Source organism: Paraburkholderia sp. BR14320 (assembly GCF_040948665.1).
GTDB lineage: Bacteria > Pseudomonadota > Gammaproteobacteria > Burkholderiales > Burkholderiaceae > Paraburkholderia > Paraburkholderia youngii.
In genome coordinates, this window is sequence record NZ_JBFPKG010000018.1 from 25,518 (window position 1) to 43,035 (window position 17,518).

Annotated in this window: 15 protein-coding genes and 1 tRNA gene; 14 read left to right on the forward strand and 2 right to left on the reverse strand. The window is 63.0% G+C overall.

What is annotated here, in order from left to right:
* Positions 1-30: 30 nt before the first annotated feature.
* The 4 genes from AB3X89_RS18300 to AB3X89_RS18315 all read left to right on the forward strand — a co-directional run bounded on the left by AB3X89_RS18300 (position 31) and on the right by AB3X89_RS18315 (position 4,105).
* Positions 31-2,340, forward strand: a complete 2,310-nt coding sequence (locus AB3X89_RS18300) for a DNA translocase FtsK (protein WP_368584531.1) — start codon at positions 31-33, stop codon at positions 2,338-2,340.
* A 160-nt stretch (positions 2,341-2,500) separates the two neighbouring features.
* Positions 2,501-3,244, forward strand: coding sequence for an outer membrane lipoprotein chaperone LolA (gene lolA / locus AB3X89_RS18305; RefSeq protein ID WP_368584532.1), 744 nt, complete (start codon positions 2,501-2,503; stop codon positions 3,242-3,244).
* Positions 3,245-3,558: 314 nt separating this feature from the next.
* Complete coding sequence (locus AB3X89_RS18310) at positions 3,559-3,789, forward strand: hypothetical protein (RefSeq protein ID WP_368584533.1); 231 nt, start codon at positions 3,559-3,561, stop codon at positions 3,787-3,789.
* Positions 3,790-3,952: 163 nt separating this feature from the next.
* Complete coding sequence (locus AB3X89_RS18315; protein ID WP_368584534.1) at positions 3,953-4,105, forward strand: hypothetical protein; 153 nt, start codon at positions 3,953-3,955, stop codon at positions 4,103-4,105.
* 193 nt (positions 4,106-4,298) lie between these two features.
* Here the strand turns inward: AB3X89_RS18315 and cytX are convergent, their stop codons facing one another.
* The gene (gene cytX, locus AB3X89_RS18320) at positions 4,299-5,615 is read right to left on the reverse strand and encodes a putative hydroxymethylpyrimidine transporter CytX (RefSeq protein ID WP_368584535.1); all 1,317 of its coding nucleotides are present in this window, start codon (positions 5,613-5,615) and stop codon (positions 4,299-4,301) included.
* A 226-nt stretch (positions 5,616-5,841) separates the two neighbouring features.
* Here cytX and AB3X89_RS18325 point away from each other — a divergent pair, with 226 nt between their 5' ends.
* The 10 genes from AB3X89_RS18325 to AB3X89_RS18370 all read left to right on the forward strand — a co-directional run bounded on the left by AB3X89_RS18325 (position 5,842) and on the right by AB3X89_RS18370 (position 15,901).
* The gene (locus AB3X89_RS18325; protein ID WP_368584536.1) at positions 5,842-7,155 is read left to right on the forward strand and encodes a replication-associated recombination protein A; all 1,314 of its coding nucleotides are present in this window, start codon (positions 5,842-5,844) and stop codon (positions 7,153-7,155) included.
* Between the two features lie 64 nt (positions 7,156-7,219).
* A complete protein-coding gene (serS, locus tag AB3X89_RS18330) occupies positions 7,220-8,515 on the forward strand; it encodes a serine--tRNA ligase (protein WP_368584537.1) in 1,296 nt (431 codons plus the stop codon).
* 198 nt (positions 8,516-8,713) lie between these two features.
* Positions 8,714-8,804, forward strand: a tRNA-Ser gene (locus AB3X89_RS18335).
* A gap of 741 nt (positions 8,805-9,545) precedes the next feature.
* Positions 9,546-11,141: a hypothetical protein gene (locus tag AB3X89_RS18340; protein WP_368584538.1), complete on the forward strand. Its 1,596-nt coding sequence runs from the start codon at positions 9,546-9,548 to the stop codon at positions 11,139-11,141.
* Between the two features lie 556 nt (positions 11,142-11,697).
* Positions 11,698-12,483, forward strand: coding sequence for a type I methionyl aminopeptidase (gene map, locus AB3X89_RS18345; RefSeq protein WP_368584539.1), 786 nt, complete (start codon positions 11,698-11,700; stop codon positions 12,481-12,483).
* Positions 12,484-12,575: 92 nt separating this feature from the next.
* Complete coding sequence (locus AB3X89_RS18350) at positions 12,576-13,109, forward strand: GNAT family N-acetyltransferase (RefSeq protein ID WP_368584540.1); 534 nt, start codon at positions 12,576-12,578, stop codon at positions 13,107-13,109.
* Positions 13,110-13,316: 207 nt separating this feature from the next.
* Complete coding sequence (gene minC / locus AB3X89_RS18355; protein ID WP_368584541.1) at positions 13,317-14,129, forward strand: septum site-determining protein MinC; 813 nt, start codon at positions 13,317-13,319, stop codon at positions 14,127-14,129.
* Between the two features lie 105 nt (positions 14,130-14,234).
* Positions 14,235-15,050, forward strand: a complete 816-nt coding sequence (gene minD / locus AB3X89_RS18360) for a septum site-determining protein MinD (RefSeq protein WP_368584542.1) — start codon at positions 14,235-14,237, stop codon at positions 15,048-15,050.
* Between the two features lie 14 nt (positions 15,051-15,064).
* Positions 15,065-15,319: a cell division topological specificity factor MinE gene (minE, locus tag AB3X89_RS18365; protein ID WP_008922443.1), complete on the forward strand. Its 255-nt coding sequence runs from the start codon at positions 15,065-15,067 to the stop codon at positions 15,317-15,319.
* Positions 15,320-15,589: 270 nt separating this feature from the next.
* The gene (locus AB3X89_RS18370) at positions 15,590-15,901 is read left to right on the forward strand and encodes a YXWGXW repeat-containing protein (protein ID WP_368584543.1); all 312 of its coding nucleotides are present in this window, start codon (positions 15,590-15,592) and stop codon (positions 15,899-15,901) included.
* 155 nt (positions 15,902-16,056) lie between these two features.
* On the opposite strand, the gene AB3X89_RS18375 is transcribed toward AB3X89_RS18370, so the two are convergent.
* Entirely contained in the window at positions 16,057-17,457 is a 1,401-nt protein-coding gene (locus AB3X89_RS18375; RefSeq protein WP_368584544.1) for a chloride channel protein, read from the reverse strand.
* Positions 17,458-17,518: the final 61 nt, after the last annotated feature.

The following is a 17,518-nucleotide window of genomic DNA, read 5'->3' on the forward strand; positions in this document are numbered from 1 at the left end:
CTGAACCGGCTACCCCAGGCAACAGGATCAATGGCAAAAGCTCCCTATACCGCGAGCGCGCAGGCATTGCCTCACCGCATGTCGCGCCTCCTCACCGAAATCCGCTGGATTCTGCAGGTGGCCCTCGGCGTGTTCCTGCTGATGTCCCTCGTCAGCTACAGCAGGCACGACCCGAGCTGGACCCATGCAGCGCAGGTCGACCATATCTCGAACTGGGCGGGCCGCGTCGGCGCATGGACTTCAGACATCCTGCTGCTGCTGTTCGGCCTGTCCGCCTACTGGTGGATCGTGCTGCTCGGCCGCCACATCTCCGCGAACTACAAGCGCATCACCCGCAACGAAGAGCCGCAGGACGACGACGCGCCGCGCGGCGTCAGCTGGCTCGCGGACGCGTTCGCGTTCATGCTCGTGCTGCTGTCGTGCAACGGCCTGGAGGCGCTGCGCATGTGGTCGCTGAGAGTGCAGCTGCCGCGTGCGCCTGGCGGCGTGATCGGCGAGGCTGTCGCGCGCGGCGTCTCGCATGCGCTCGGCTTCACCGGCGGCACGCTCGCGCTTCTGCTCGGTCTCGGCATCGGGCTGTCGCTGTACTTCCGTTTTTCGTGGCTGTCGGTCGCGGAGAAGGTCGGCGAATCGATCATTTCCGCGGTGACCTTCGCGAAGCTGCGCCGCGAGGCCGGGCTCGATCGCAAGCTCGGTGAAGCGGCCGCCGTGAAGCGCGAAGGCAAGGTCGAGAAGGGCCGCGTGCGCATCGAGGAGCACGAGCCCGTGGTGATCGTGCCGCCGCTTGCCGCGCCGGCGAAGTCGGAGCGTGTCGAGAAGGAACGCCAGGTGCCGCTCTTCACCGATCTGCCAGGCGACTCCACGCTGCCGCCCATCTCGTTGCTCGACCCCGCGCCCGCCGCGCAGGAAACCATTTCCGCGGACACGCTCGAATTCACTTCGCGCCTGATCGAGAAGAAGCTGAAGGACTTCGGCGTCGAAGTGAGCGTGGTCGCCGCGTATCCGGGCCCGGTCGTCACGCGCTATGAAATCGAGCCGGCCACCGGTGTGAAGGGCAGTCAGATCGTCAACCTCGCGAAGGACCTCGCGCGTTCGCTGTCGCTCGTGTCGATCCGCGTCGTCGAAACGATTCCGGGCAAGAACTACATGGCCTTGGAACTGCCGAACCAGCGCCGTCAGACCGTGAGCCTGTCCGAAATTCTCGGCTCGACCGTGTATGCGGATGCCGCGTCGCCGCTCACGATGGGCCTCGGCAAGGACATCGGCGGCAAGCCGGTGTGCGCTGATCTCGCGAAGATGCCGCATTTGCTCGTCGCCGGCACGACCGGTTCCGGCAAGTCGGTCGGTATCAACGCGATGATCCTGTCGCTGTTGTACAAGGCGAGCGCCGAGCAGGTGCGCATGATCCTGATCGATCCGAAGATGCTCGAAATGAGCGTCTACGAAGGCATTCCGCATCTGCTGTGTCCGGTCGTCACCGACATGCGTCAGGCGGGCCATGCGCTGAACTGGGCGGTCGCCGAAATGGAGCGCCGCTACAAGCTGATGAGCAAGGTCGGCGTGCGCAACCTCGCCGGCTACAACAACAAGATCGACGAAGCGGCCAAGCGCGAAGGGAAGCTGCCGAATCCGTTCAGTCTGACGCCTGACGATCCGGAACCGCTCACGCGTTTGCCGAACATCGTGATCGTCATCGACGAACTGGCCGACCTGATGATGGTCGTCGGCAAGAAGGTCGAAGAACTGATCGCGCGAATCGCGCAGAAGGCGCGCGCGGCCGGCATCCATCTGATCCTCGCGACGCAGCGTCCGTCGGTCGACGTGATCACCGGCCTGATCAAGGCCAACGTGCCGACCCGCATGGCGTTCCAGGTGTCGTCGAAAATCGACTCGCGCACGATCCTCGATCAGCAGGGCGCCGAGTCGCTGCTCGGCATGGGCGACATGCTGTATCTGCCGCCGGGCACTGGTTTGCCGGTGCGGGTGCACGGCGCGTTCGTGTCGGATGACGAAGTGCATCGCGTCGTCGACAAGCTCAAGGAGCAGGGCGAGCCGAACTATATCGAGGGCATTCTCGAGGGCGGCGTGAGCGGCGAGGGCGACGAAGGCTCGGCGGGAACCGCGTCCACCGAAGGCGAGTCGGACCCGTTATACGATCAGGCGGTCGACGTCGTGCTGAAGAATCGTCGGGCGTCGATTTCGCTGGTGCAGCGGCACCTGCGCATCGGCTACAACCGGGCGGCGCGTCTGCTCGAACAGATGGAGAATTCGGGCGTGGTGTCGGCGATGTCGTCGAACGGCAATCGCGAGATTCTGGCGCCGGCGCGCGAAGCGGAATAGTCGCAACAAGCCATTGCAGCGATTGCGAGCGCCGCTGCGTCTACCGCCGTTTGCGCCATGTGCGCCATCGCGGCTCGACGCCGGGCCGGTCACTTTGTGTTCAGCGAGTGCGGCGAACCGGCGCAGCCCATCACCGAATTCATTCAACGGAGAAATACCTATGCAAGCAATCGCGCAGCAGGATGCCCGACAGCCTCGAGCGGGCCGCCTCGGCGAGCGCGTGTGCCGCGGCATGCGCAAGATCGCGCGCGCCGCCGGCAGTGTCGCGATCGGTGCGTCGCTGCTCGTCGCGTCGCACGCGTTCGCGAGCGGCACCGAGCAACTGAAGGCCTTCGTCTCGCAGGTCCATTCCGCGCGCGGCACCTTCGTGCAGCAGGAAGTGCGCGCGCCGAGCAAGGCGCAGGGTGCGAGCGGCGCGCTGTCTACCGCGAATCCAGGCAAGCCGACCACGTCGAGCGGCACGTTCATGTTCGCGCGGCCCGGCAAGTTCATCTGGCAATACGAGAAGCCCTACTCGCAATTGCTGCAGGCGGACGGCGACAAGCTGTTCGTCTATGACAAGGATCTGAACCAGGTGACGGTGCGCGCGCTCGGCAACGCGCTCGGCGCGAGCCCGGCGGCGATCCTGTTCGGCAGCAACGATCTGGACAAGAATTTCACGCTGCGCGATGCGGGCGTGAAGGCCGGCATCGACTGGCTCGAACTGACGCCGAAGGCGAAGGACACGCAGTTCGAGCGTGTTGGCATCGGCTTCAAGGACGGTAATCTCGAAGCGATGGAATTGCACGACGTGTTCGGTAACGTCACCCTGCTGACGTTCTCGAACATCCAGAAAAATCCGCAACTGCCGTCCGATGCATTCAAGTTCACGGTGCCGAAGGGCGCGGACGTGATCAACGGATGAATCGCGCGGTGCGCGCCGGCGAAGCCGCGCTTGTCGAGCGCGGCTTTTTTATTTCGCCTGGCACGAGGCGCGCGGATTGCTTAAGATGCGCGCTCTGTGCCGCGATGAAAATCAAATCGTCGTACCGGCAGACGTAATGATTTAGTGCGAGACTGTAAAGACCGGCATCGCTGATGGGCTGAGTTAGCGCGTCCGATCATTTCCAGAATTGGGCGCGCAGTCTCTAACAATTTTTTGCTGCAACGCAACAAAATAACGCCTAAACTGGTCGAAGCTGGTTGTCGCTTCGAATGTCTGGAAAGGTGAGGCATGTCATGAGATTGTCTACGTCACACGATTTACGCTTGTCCCCGTCCCTCCATGTATTCGAACAGGAGGGTGGGTGGCATTGGGGGATCACGGTTCCACGGTCGGCGGGAAGTGGTTTCAAGGTCATTGCATATAGCGAAAAAACTTTTATCGATGAGGCCGAAGCCCATCGGGAAGGCAATCGCGCGCTCGAACGTTTCGCTGATGCGCCGTCGGTTTCCTTTGAACGGCAATAGCCGTGAGATTTTTCATGCGCATAGCGTGCACATTATTTGGGTTTGTCGGGCAAAAACCGCAATGATTACCTGTCGGTAATATTTCAATATGCAACGAATTGCATATCCTTTTTGACTTCCGAAAAATCGTAGAGATACTCGTTTTTGAGATATCGCTCTTCCTTTGACTTTCGCGGAACACGAAACCACCCACGCGCTCAGTGTCGAATCGGACGGCGTGAACTATGCCGGAACCTATCGCATCATGACGGGCACCGTCGTCGTCCATTTCTCGAACGAGAGCAAATTCGTGTCGTACGCGCCGAACCGCCCTTAGACTGTCGCCCGTTGGCTGCTCACGGACCTGTGTCGAAAGGTCGAATCGCGTCGGCGCAAAGCCGCGAAGAAATAGCCGGCGGCGCGAACGGCGGCAGGCGGTTTTACCGCCATAAAAAAGACCTGCAACTGCATTGCAGGTCTTTTTATTTTCTGGCGGCCGCGTCTAATGCAACGCGCTCAGACTGGCGCGCTCATGCATACGCAGTCTTGCGCGCCGATACGAACACGTAGTAGCACACCGCGCCGATCGCGAGCGACGGCAGCGTGGCGCCGAGATTCGGCAGCCATTGATTGATCACCTGATACGACGCAATGCCGATCGCCCACGCGACGAACGCGCTCAGGTGCCAACCGCCCGAGAAGCCGTAGCGCCCGCGCGGATCGGCGAGGACCGCGGCATCGATGCGGCGCTTGCGCACGATGAAGTGATCCATCAGCACGACGCCGAACAGCGGCGCGAATACCGAGCCGATCAACAGCAGGAAGTTCTGGTATTTCGCCATCGGCACGAGCAGCGCGATCAGCGTGCACAGCGCGCCGAACGCAGCCGACAGCAACGGCACGCTCGCGCGCGTCCAGAACGTGCCGGTCGACACCGCGGCCGAATGGATATCGGCGAACGCATTGTCGATTTCGTCGATCAGGATCAGCAGCAGCGCAAACCCGCCGCCTGCTTGCGCGAGCGCACCGGTGAGCAATGCATCGCCGCCGCCGGCCGCGAGGCCATAGACCGCGCCGAGCGCATAGAACCAGATGTTCGCGATGCCATAGCCGGACAGCGTGCCGCGGAACGTCTCGCCAGCGCGACGGCCGAAGCGCGTGTAGTCGGCGATCAGCGGCAGCCACGACAGCGGCATCGCGACCACGAGGTCGACCGCGCCGCCGAACGACATCTCGCCGGTGCCGGGGCGCTGCATCAGGTCCGCGAGATTGTGGCGCGCGAGCAGGTTCCACGTGAGCCACGCGGCGCCCGCGAGCAGCAGCCAGATCCCCCACTTGCGCAGAAAGCGCCGCACGAACGACAGCGGGCCGCTGATCGCGAGCAAGGTTGCGAGCAGGCCGAAGATCACGGTCCACACGAGCGGCATCGACAGGCCGAATGCCTGTTTCGCGAGCGCATCGGCGGAATCGCGCATCACGATCACTTCGAACGAGCCCCAGCCGACCAGTTGCACCATGTTCAGCACGGCCGGCACCGACGCGCCGCGCACGCCGAGCGTCGGACGCAGCGACGACATCGCCGCGAGGCCGGTGTCGGTGCCGATCACGCCCGCGAGCGCGAGCAGCACGACGCCGATCACGCTGCCCAGTACGATTGCGACGAGCGCGTGCGGCAGCGACAGCCCCGGCACCAGCAGCGCGCCCGCCTGGGCGACGAGCAGGCCGATGCCCAGTGAGAACCACAGCGCGAACGCGTCGCCGGTACGGAACGCGCGGCGCGCGTCGGGCACCGGCGTGAGCGGCGCGTAGGTGGAGCCGGCCTCGCCGGCGACAGAATCTTGAGCCATCTGATGTGTGTTCCTCGTGGTGGTGCGGTGAAGCTCTGTGCTGTGAATTTATGCGCTGTCGGCGCGCCGGGTCGGCCGTCGCGCCGCCGCCGTCACTGTCATAATGCAGGACGTTGCCCGCGTTGTTGCGTCTGCTTGCGGCCGTGCGCGGGCTTTGCGCTTGTCCCGCGCGGCGCCGCTTCAACGCGGCGCGTACCTGGAAAGCCGAGATTATCCCCAAAACGTCATGTTTGAAGAAACCCGTGCCAATGTTCCGCTTGCCGAACGCCTGCGGCCACGCAATATCGACGAAGTGATCGGCCAGTCGCATCTGCTCGGTCCGAACAAGCCGCTCAGGGTCGCGTTCGAATCGGGCGAGGCCCATTCGATGATCCTGTGGGGCCCGCCCGGCGTCGGCAAGACCACGCTCGCGCGGCTGATGGCCGATGCGTTCGACGCACAGTTCATCGCGTTGTCCGCGGTGCTGTCGGGCGTGAAGGATATCCGCGAGGCGGTCGAGACCGCGCAGATCCATCGCGCGAACGGCCATCAGACGCTGGTGTTTGTCGACGAAGTGCATCGCTTCAACAAGAGCCAGCAAGACGCGTTCTTGCCGCACGTCGAGTCGGGCCTGTTCGTGTTCGTTGGCGCGACGACCGAGAATCCGTCGTTCGAGGTCAATAGCGCGTTGCTGTCGCGCGCCGCGGTCTACGTGCTGAAGAGCCTGACCGACGACGAACAGCGCGAGCTGCTCGAACGCGCGCAGAAGGAGCTCGGCGGCCTCACGTTCACCGACGAAGCACGCGCCGCGCTGATCGGCTCCGCCGACGGCGACGGCCGCAAGCTGCTGAACAACCTCGAGATCGTCGCGCGCGCGGCCGCCCAGCAGAAGACCACTGAAATCGACGGCGCGCTGTTGGGCAGTGCGCTTGCGGAAAATCTGCGCCGCTTCGACAAGGGCGGCGACGCGTTCTACGACCAGATCAGCGCGCTGCATAAATCGGTGCGCGGCAGCAACCCGGACGGCGCGCTGTACTGGTTCTGCCGCATGCTCGACGGCGGCGCGGACCCGCGTTATCTGGCGCGGCGCATCGTGCGCATGGCGTGGGAAGACATCGGCCTCGCGGACCCGCGCGCCGCGCGCATCACGCTCGACGCCGCCGAGACCTACGAGCGTCTCGGCTCGCCCGAAGGCGAACTCGCGCTCGCGCAGGCGATCATCTATCTGGCGGTCGCGCCGAAATCGAATGCCGGGTACAACGCGTACAACGAGGCGCGGCGCTTCGTCGGCAAGGACCAGTCGCGCGCGGTGCCGGTGCATCTGCGCAACGCGCCGACCAAGCTGATGAAGGAACTCGGCTACGGCCACGATTATCGCTATGCGCACGATGAACCCGATGCGTACGCGGCCGGCGAGACCTATCTGCCAGACGGCATGCGCGAGCCGCATTGGTACGAGCCGACGCCGCGGGGCCTGGAAGGCAAGATCGGCGAAAAGCTCGCGCGCCTTGGCGAGCTCGATGCGCGGTGGCGCGCCGAGAACAAGCCGAAGAAGGCTTGAGGCGTTTCGCCTGTGCCGGTGCGCTAAAATCGCGTTTTCATACAACGAACATCCGTCCCATCCCATGCTCGACATCCAGTTGCTGCGCAAAGACCTCGACGGCGTCGCCAAGCGCCTCGCCGACCGCGGCTATACCCTCGACGTCGCGGCCTTCGCCGCGCTCGAAGCGGAACGCCGCGATACCCAGACCCGTACCGAAGAACTGCAGGCGCGCCGCAACAGCCTGTCGAAGCAGATCGGCGCGATGAAAGGGCGTGGCGAAGATACGTCGGCGGTAATGGCCGAAGTGAGCGGCATCGGCGACGAGATGAAGGCGTCGGCGGTCAAGCTCGAAGACATCCAGAAGCGTCTGTCGGACCTGCTGCTCGGCGTGCCGAACCTTGCGCACGAAAGCGTGCCGGTCGGCAACGACGAAGCCCATAACGTCGAAGTGCGCCGGTGGGGTACGCCGCGCCAGTTCGACTTCGAGGTCAAGGATCACGTCGACGTCGGCACGCCGCTCGGCCTCGACTTCGAGACAGGCGCGAAGCTGTCCGGCGCGCGCTTCACGATGCTGCGCGGCCAGATTGCGCGGCTGCATCGCGCGCTCGCGCAGTTCATGATCGACACGCACACGCAGCAGCACGGCTATACCGAGATCTACACGCCGTACATCGTGAATCCGGACATCCTGTACGGCACCGGCCAGCTGCCGAAGTTCGCGGACGATATGTTCCGCGTCGAGAAGGGCGGCGGTGAAAGCACGGTCACGCAGTACCTCATCTCGACCTCGGAAATTTCGCTGACCAACACGGTGCGTGAGAGCATCGTCGAAGCGGACGCACTGCCGATCAAGCTGACCGCGCACTCGCCGTGCTTCCGCTCGGAGGCGGGCTCGTACGGCCGCGACACGCGCGGCATGATCCGCCAGCATCAGTTCGACAAGGTCGAGATGGTGCAGATCGTCGCTCCTGATGCATCATACGACGCGCTCGAGCAGATGGTCGGCCATGCCGAGGCGATTCTGCAGAAGCTCGAACTGCCGTATCGCGTGATCACGCTGTGCACCGGCGACATGGGTTTCTCCGCAGCGAAAACCTATGACCTCGAAGTATGGCTGCCCGCGCAGAACACCTATCGTGAGATTTCGAGCTGTTCGAATACCGAGTCGTTCCAGGCGCGACGCATGCAGGCGCGTTTCCGCAACGCGCAGGGCAAGCCGGAACTCGTGCATACGCTGAACGGCTCGGGTCTCGCGGTGGGCCGCACGCTCGTCGCGGTGCTCGAGAACTTCCAGAACGCCGATGGCTCGGTGACGGTGCCCACGGCATTGCGGCCATACCTCGGCGGAGTGGAGCGGCTGGAAGTGCCGGCGGCCTGAGCGTCACCGGCGTGTGCGTAGACGCGGTATCGTCAGCTTGGCTGACAGTGCCGCTGCCGGCACCCACGCCTCTCGGAAAAAATTTAGAAGTTTTTTCGTCGAGGGGCTTGGAAAACTGATTCGAGCTGTTTTATAATCTTTTTCTCCCAAGCAACGGCCCGCTTGGATCCGACGAAGCAGCAACAAGTTGGAATACCCGGAAAGGTGGCAGAGTGGTCGAATGTACCTGACTCGAAATCAGGCGTACGGTTTCCCCGTACCGTGGGTTCGAATCCCACCCTTTCCGCCAAATTCTGAAACCCCTTGATCATCGTGATCAAGGGGTTTTTTGTTTTTTGGTTTTCGAATTGTTTTGTCAAGTCAATCCGATATTGTTGAAGCATCATTTCTATTGGCGAAATCGATTGTTTCAATTTCTTGTACATGAGCTATTCGTTGCTCGTGGTCTTTTTCATTCCCATTTCCATACAAATCCCTTAAGCGATACGTGCTGTGCTCTCCCCTGAGTCATATGCGGGGACGCATTCAGGACATGGCCGCCGCGCGCTATAAGGGGTCGAAGTCAGAAAATTTGCGGGCGACCCGCCCCCCGATCGACTTCTTAAAGCGCGAATCTTCGCCGACCCCACAGATCTCGGCAAGATCTGCCCTTTTTTACAAATAAATACGATTTTTGGTTGGGCTCGGTCATTCATTCAGGGTACGATTTACGCCGTCAGCAGCTTTTACGGGAAGAATTTTCCTGGAAAACAACAGCTGCGGCAGTAATCGGTAAAAGGTTCGCAAGGCAAACGTTTGCGGACTGACGCGCACCAGCATTGTCAATCTGGACCACCGCGAGGAGCCTCTTCGCGAGCATCGGTTCAATCGGACATCACAGACGTGCGTTCCACGGCACCTCGGGACAAATGTTTTTAAGGAATGCAAATTCGTTTGCATCGAATCCTTACGCATTGTCCGTCCGAATCACAGCGAATTCACCTTTGGTCTTTTTATCGGGAATTTTCCCGACATTTGGAATTACTCCGCGATGATAAAACGACGTCAATTCATTGGGGGCCTGACGGCCCTGAGCGCAAGTTATCTTTTGGCCGCATGCGGTGGCGGCGGATCCGGAACCGCGGACGACAAGACTGCCGCTGCTGCCGCTGCAAGCGGCGCTTCAGGTACCGCGGCTTCCAAAACGGCCGTCGCGAAGACGAGCGATCCGAACAGTGTCTCCATTCCGCCCGCCTCGTCCATCACGGACAACTCCGGCAACGTCTGGACGCTGTCCGGAGGTGTCGGTGGCTCGGTCTACCGCAACGGTTCGCCGGCAAGCAACACCTACAACGTGCAGATGGTCCTGTTTTACGCCGGCGTGATCTATCACGAGGGCACGGGTGGTCAGTTCTATCAATGGACGGGCTCGGGCTGGAAGGGTTGCCTCGACCCGCGCCTCGGCGGCACCTCGGCTGATGGCACCACGATCCCCGGTTCGTCGTACATCATCGACAAGTCCAACAACATCTGGACGGTGACCAACGGTGTCATTTACTGCAATGGGGCGACCGTAGGCAACACGTACAACGTCTCGCTTCTGTTGTGGTACGGCGGCAAGATCTGGCATTGCGGCACGGGTGGCCAGTTCTACGTGAACAACGAAACCGCCGGTCATTGGCTGCCATGTAACGATCCGCGCACCGCGATCGCACCGGCCGCGGGCATGTTCTACGGCATGAACGGCCACTTCGACTACACCTACACGCCTCAACAGGTCGTATCGATCCTGAAGGGCATGGGCTGCACCAGCTATCGCGTGGGCTGCACCAACACTTCGACCCAGCTGAACGCACTGATCGGGCTTGCGCAGGCTTTCCAGTCGGCGGGCATGACGTTGATCGTGCTGGTCAATCAGGGCGTCTACGACTCCAATGGCAACCTGTTCGCCAACGAGAGTGCCGCTTACAACCAGGGTTACTCGGTCGCCCAAGGCATCGCGAACGCACTGAAGCCGTATGGCGTGACCATTTACGAATGCGGCAACGAGTTGACGCGCACTAACGCCACAGTGTTGGACTTCACCTGTGCGGGCACGAAGGCGTCGGACTTCAACAACACGAACTGGCCGGTGATGCGCGGCGTGATGCGCGGCATGATCGACGGTGTGAAGTCGGTTCAGTCCAACGCGAAATGCGGCATCAATTTCTGTGTGAACGATGTCGGCGCGGCGGACGCGCTGTGGGACGGTATGCAGCCCGATGGTAGCAGCGGCCACCCGACCGTGCGCTGGGACATCACCACGTGGCACAACTACGAGGTGTATGGCGACGTGTTCTCCCTCGGTGCGGACGGCGCCCAACCGGGCTTCGATCTGCCGATCTATTGCAAGGCCCGTTACGGCGTGCCGTTCCTCATCACCGAGTGGAACACCGGACCGGAACGAGACGAGACATATCGTGGGAACTACATCACGACGAGGCTCGGCGAGTTCTATCAGAATCGCAAGACGCACAATATCCAGGGCGTCATGTACTACGTGCTCGACAGCGGCGACCAGACGTTCGGCATCGTGAAAAACGGCACACCGTTGAATCCGGCGTACAGTGCGTTCCAAAGCTTTACGGCGGCGAATCCCGACAACTAAGCCGCAGATATCGACGCAAGCAACCCTGAGCGTCGGTAAGAACCGCGCCCGACCCCTTGCCTCAGCGTATCGAGGCGAGGGGTTGGGCGCCTCATGCCACCCGCAACCCCTTCATCACCATCCGCGAGCGACGCGGCCGCCGCCGCGCTTTCCCCGAAGCAGCCACACGCAATTCGCGTGATCCGTACGATATGCGAAGAGCGGGATGCAGCGGTCGGCCTGACTGGACGTCCGCGATTTAGTTCGGGAAACTGAGCGATGGCGTTGCATGGCTCGATGAACGTTCGAGCTTTTTTCCCAAAGTCCATGTGAGCGCGCAGGCCGGGCAAGCCCACCACGCACGAACGGGGTCACTCTGATTCGGGCGCGAGCCCGAAATCGCCCCGCCAGCGCCGCCGCCTGCCGAGCATCTCTTCAGCCGGTTTGCTCGGGGTCCCTCCGCGATCCTCTGTACAATTGCCCGAAATCGCCCATCGAGCGGCGGTTGCGGGCCGCCGGGCTTTCGGGCGCGGCGGGTCATTTCGCGTTTGACCCGCGACTCACATCGACTGAATTCATGGCCATTACCTACAAGACTCCCGACGATATCGCGAAACTGCGCATTGCGGGCCGCCTCGCCGCCGATGTGCTGGCAATGATCGGCGAGCACGTCAAGGCAGGCGTCTCCACCGACGACCTCGACGCGCTGTGCAACGACTACATCGTCCACACGCAGAAGGCGATTCCGGCCAACGTCGGCTACCTGGGCTTTCCGAAGACAGTCTGCACGTCGGTCAACCATGTCGTGTGTCACGGCATTCCGAATCGCGGCGAGATCCTGAAGGACGGCGACATCATCAACATCGACGTCGCGATCATCAAGGACGGTTATTTCGGCGACACCAGCCGCATGTACTGCGTCGGCCAGCCGAGCACGGTCGCGCGTGCGCTGATCGACACGACCTACGAGGCAATGGTGGCCGGCATCCGCGAGGTGAAGCCGGGCGCGACGCTCGGCGACGTCGGCCACGCGATCCAGAAGGTCGCGCAGCGCGAGGGCTTCTCGATCGTGCGCGACTACTGCGGGCACGGCATTGGCAAGATCTATCACGAGGACCCGCAGGTGCTGCACTATGGCCAGCCGGGGCAGGGCGTGCGGCTGAAGCCGGGCATGGTCTTCACGATCGAGCCGATGATCAACGCGGGCCGCGCCGGCACGTCGGTGCAGCGCGACGGCTGGACGGTGATCACGAAGGACCGCTCGCTGTCGGCGCAATGGGAACACATGGTCGCCGTGACCGACGACGGCTATGAGCTGCTGACGCCGTGGCCGGACGGCACCGGCAACTACGACGCGCCGTGAGCGGGATCGCATATTCTGGTCAATAATAAATTTGACTCGCCGGCCGGTTCGGTTAAAGCTACGCGTTAGGGTTTCCAGGGGTTTTCGTCTGCATGAGTCCGTCATTGACCGTTCGCCGCATCACTGCTGATCAGGGCGCCGTATTTCGCGAACTCCGCACCGCCTCGCTGCGGGAGGCGCCATATGCCTTTGGCGCGACGCTCGAGGATGCGTTGTCGGCCGATGCCGCCAGTTTCGACGCGACCGCGGCGAATCACGCGGTTTCGCAGTCCGTCGGCACGTTCCTGCTTTACACCGAGGGCCATCCGGCCGGCCTCGTCGAGGCGCATTTCGACGACACCGCGGCGCGCCGCGCGTTCGTCTGCGAATTGTGGGTGGCGCCGGCCGTGCGTCATCTGCGCGGCGGCGAACTGCTCGTCGACACGGCGAGCAGCTGGCTCGCGAATGCGGGCGCCACGGAAATCTACGCGTGGGTCGCCGACACGAACCGCAACGCAATGCGCTTCTACGAGGCGCTCGGCTTTGGCCCGACCGGCGAGCACCGGCGCGTCGAGCGCGCGCCCGAGCAGGTCGAAAGTCTGCTGGTGCGGCACGTGCCGGCTACCTCGCAGGTGCTTCAACAGTGATCACCCAAGCGGCGCGTCGCGCGTGCCGCTCGTCTTCGCCGTCCGTTCATCACGGTTTTTCTCCCGCCAGTATTTCTTTGCGCCGTCGCGCGTCGATCGCATCGACGACACGCGTCGCGCCCACGCGCGAGCACCGATTCTCCCGGGAAAAAAAGTGGCCGCGCGCACGTACGCCTGTAAAATACGCAAAATTTTTTGCCGAACGCTATGTCGCCCAAGAAATCGCCCTTTTTCGAACTGCGCAGCGGCTCTGTCGACACGCTGATGTTCGTGGTCAAAACGACCGACCTCGATGCGATGCGTGCCGAACTGACGCGACGCTTCGAGGCGACGCCCGAATTCTTCGCTAACGACGTCGTCGCGATCGACGTACGGCGTCTCGCCGACAACGAACGCGTGCCGCTCGCCGACATCGCGCAACTGCTCGACAGCGTGCGCATGCGTCCGGTCGGCGTGGTCGCGAATGCGGAGCAACAGTGGGCGACGGAGTCGGGATTGCCGCTGCTCGAAGCGCGCGACCGACGCGGCGCGCCGGCCAGACAGACCGATGAGGACGGCACGGCGAGCGCGGCAAGCGCGGCGGCGGGCCCCGATGCAGCCGCCGGCACGAGCGCATCAGCCAGCACCGCTTCCGGCGCCGTCGAACCCACCTCCGCCGTCGAGCCGGTGCGCCTCGCCACGTCGCCGCAAACGATGGTGGTCGACAAGCCGCTGCGCTCCGGCCAGCGCATCTACGCGAAAGGCGATCTGGTGGTGCTCGGTCTCGTCAGCTATGGCGCCGAGGTGATCGCGGAAGGCAACATCCATATTTACGCGCCGCTGCGCGGCCGGGCATTGGCCGGCGTGCAGGGCAATCACGACGCGCGCATCTTCTGTACGTGTCTCGAACCGGAACTGATCTCGATCGCGGGCATCTATCGAACGACCGAGAACCCGCTGCCGGCCGACGTGCTCGGCAAGCCGGTGCAGATCTGGCTCGAAGACGAAAAACTGATGATCGAACCGCTGCGGCTCACGTAAAGCGCCGAGCAACGCGCGCTGCCCGAGCGATTTCGGCATGCGGCGTTTCAGGGCGACGCGCGCCGCGCATAAATTGACGCATTTGACGAACACAAGGTAAGGGTAATGGCAAAAATCATTGTGGTGACTTCGGGCAAGGGTGGCGTGGGCAAGACGACCACGAGCGCGAGCTTTGCGTCGGCCCTCGCGTTGCGCGGCAGCAAGACCGCCGTGATCGACTTCGACGTCGGCCTGCGCAACCTCGACCTCATCATGGGCTGCGAGCGCCGCGTCGTGTACGACCTGATCAACGTGATCCAGGGCGAAGCGAATCTGAACCAGGCGCTGATCAAGGACAAGAAGTGCGAGAACCTGTTCATCCTGCCGGCCTCGCAGACGCGCGATAAGGACGCGCTGACGATGGAAGGCGTCGAGAAGGTCATCAATGATCTGACCGCGATGGACTTCGAATACATCGTCTGCGATTCGCCGGCCGGTATCGAGTCGGGCGCGCTGCTGGCGATGCACTTCGCCGACGAAGCGCTGATCGTGACGAACCCGGAAGTGTCGTCGGTGCGCGACTCCGATCGCATTCTCGGCATCCTGTCGTCGAAGACCAAGCGTGCGATCGAAGGCAAGGAGCCGATCAAGGAGCATCTGCTGATTACCCGCTACAACCCGAAGCGCGTCAGCGAAGGCGAAATGCTGTCGCTGACCGACATCCAGGAAATTCTGCGCATCGATCTGATCGGCGTGATTCCGGAGTCGGAAGCGGTGCTGCACGCGTCGAACCAGGGTCTGCCGGCCGTGCATCTGGACGGCACCGATGTGGCCGAAGCCTATAAGGACGTCGTGTCGCGTTTCCTCGGCGAGCAGAAATCGCTTCGCTTTGTCGATTACCAGAAGCCCGGGCTGCTGCAGCGCCTCTTCGGCACCAAGTAAGGGGAGCGCACGTAATGTCGATTCTTTCGTTTTTGCTGGGCGAGAAAAAGAAGTCCGCGTCGGTAGCGAAGGAACGCCTGCAGTTGATCATCGCGCACGAGCGCGCCGGCGGCCATGCGCCAGCCGATTATCTGCCTGCGTTGCAACGCGAACTGGTGGCCGTGATCTCGAAGTATGTGAAGATTTCCGATGACGACATACGCGTGAGTCTCGAGCGTCAGGACGATCTCGAAGTGCTCGAAGTCAAGATCGAAATACCGCAGGCCTGAGCTTCCGATGGACCGCGGTCCATCTCGCATCATGTGCAGGACGCCGCATTGCATCGCGTTGGATCGACGCGATGCAATGCGGCGTTCGGCTGTTCCTCTGGCTTCTGTCTGAAGCCCTCTCTTCGCGCCGCCACGGCGCTCGTCATTTCCCGGTCGAAATAAACCGTTGCACTTCAGCGGGTGCCGTTACACGCACATCGTCAGCCTCGTGTCGCCCTCGCGCATTAAACCGGTAACGCCGCATCCGGTGTTCAACCTGAGAGGGAAATCATGAACCGAACCTTTCGCCTGCTGCTTGCCAACACCGTTCTGATTGCCGCGGGGGCCGCCGCGATGGCCTCGGCTTCGGCCGCGGAAGTCGTCATCGTCGCGCCGTCCGCGCCGCCCGTCGAACGCTTCGAAGCGGTGCCCACGGCGCGCGCCGGCTATGTGTGGGATCACGGTCACTGGCGCTGGGATCGCGGCCGCTACGTGTGGATCGCCGGACACTGGCAGGCCGAGCGCGTCGGCTATCGCTGGATGCCCGGCCACTGGATCGAGCATGGCCCGAACTATCGCTGGGTACCGGGACACTGGGCGTGATGCGGCCGACGATCGTGCTTGCGACGCGCCTTTGACCGTGGAGAAATGCGCATGAAAAAGAACCTGCTCGTGCTCGCCGCGCTGGCGGTGATGCTGGCCGGCTGCGTCGTCGTGCCGGCGCGGCCGCTATATGTGCATGCGCCGCGCGTGGTCGTCTACTGACGCGGCGAGCCGGAAGTATCCGTCGTGATGTCGTCGGCGGCATCACCGGCGGGCGGCTCGCCGTCGACGCTTTGCGCTTCCGGCACCTCGGCCTCGGGCACTTCCGGCACCGGCGCGGGCGCCGGTTGCGGCAGCGGTGCCATGTAGCGCTGGGCGAGCGACTCGTAGAGCGGCGGCGCGAACAGGCGCGACACGCGGCTCGCGATCAACGCGGTGGCCATCAGCGAAATCACGAGCGCGTGACCGTCGATCATCTCCATCACGATCACGAACGACGTGATCGGCGACTGCGTGACCGCGGCCAGATAACCGACCATCGCGAGTGCGATCAGCATCGGCAACTGCATCGAATCGAACACCATGTGCAGCAGATTGCCGAAGCCCGCGCCGATCGACAGCGACGGCGCGAAGATGCCGCCCGGAATGCCTGGCAGGTACGAGCCCACCATCGCGATCATCTTCAGGAACGGATAGAACACCGACAACTGCCCGTGTCCCTCCAGCAGGCCACGCGCTTCGGTATAGCCGCTGCCGAACGTCGCGCCGCCCGCGATCACGCCGACCACGGCGATCGCGAAGCCGCACAGCGCGGCGAACACGACCGGCCGCTTGCCGTGCAACTGGCGCAGCGGCGCCGGAATCCAGCGCGCGGTATTGAGCAGCAGCCAGCCGAAAATGCCGCCCGCGATTCCCGTGACGATTGCGGTGATCACCACCGCGACGGCGAGCAGATCGGGGAAATGCGCGCCGATCCTGATCGTGCCGAAATATGTGTAGTTGCCGTTCAGGCCGAGCGCGACGACACCCGCAACGACGATCGCGGTGATCAGCACACCGCTCGTGCGCGCCTCGAAGCTGCGCGTCAATTCCTCGATTGCGAACACGACGCCCGCGAGCGGCGTATTGAACGCAGCCGATAAACCCGCTGCCGCGCCCGCCAGTGCGAGCTGCCGTTCGATCTGCGCATTCGAGCGCGGATAGAAGCGGCGCAGATTGAACATCAGCGCGGCGCCGACCTGCACGGTCGGTCCTTCACGGCCGATCGTCAAGCCGCCGAGAATCGCGATAAAAGACACGCCGATCTTGCCGAGCAGAATCCGCAGCGATAGCAGCCTCGCGCCATACCCGCGCTGCTTCGTGTGCAGCGTTGCGATGACCTGCGGGATGCCGCTGCCCTCGGAGCCGCGAAAGAACTTGCGCGTGAGCCAGACCGCGAGTGCCGCGACCGCGGGTGTGATCACGAGCGGTGCCCATGGATACCGCTGCCGGACATCGAGAAACGCGTCATAGCCCCAGTCGATCAGGCGCGCATAGAGCACCGCGACCAGGCCGACGGCGATGGCACCGAGCCAGAAGATGCCGTATTGCCGCCACAGGCGTTTCGTGCGACGCATGACAGCGTGCGAACGGGAGGGGAAGGGCCGGGACATGAATTGGGTTCGTGCAAAGGGCCAA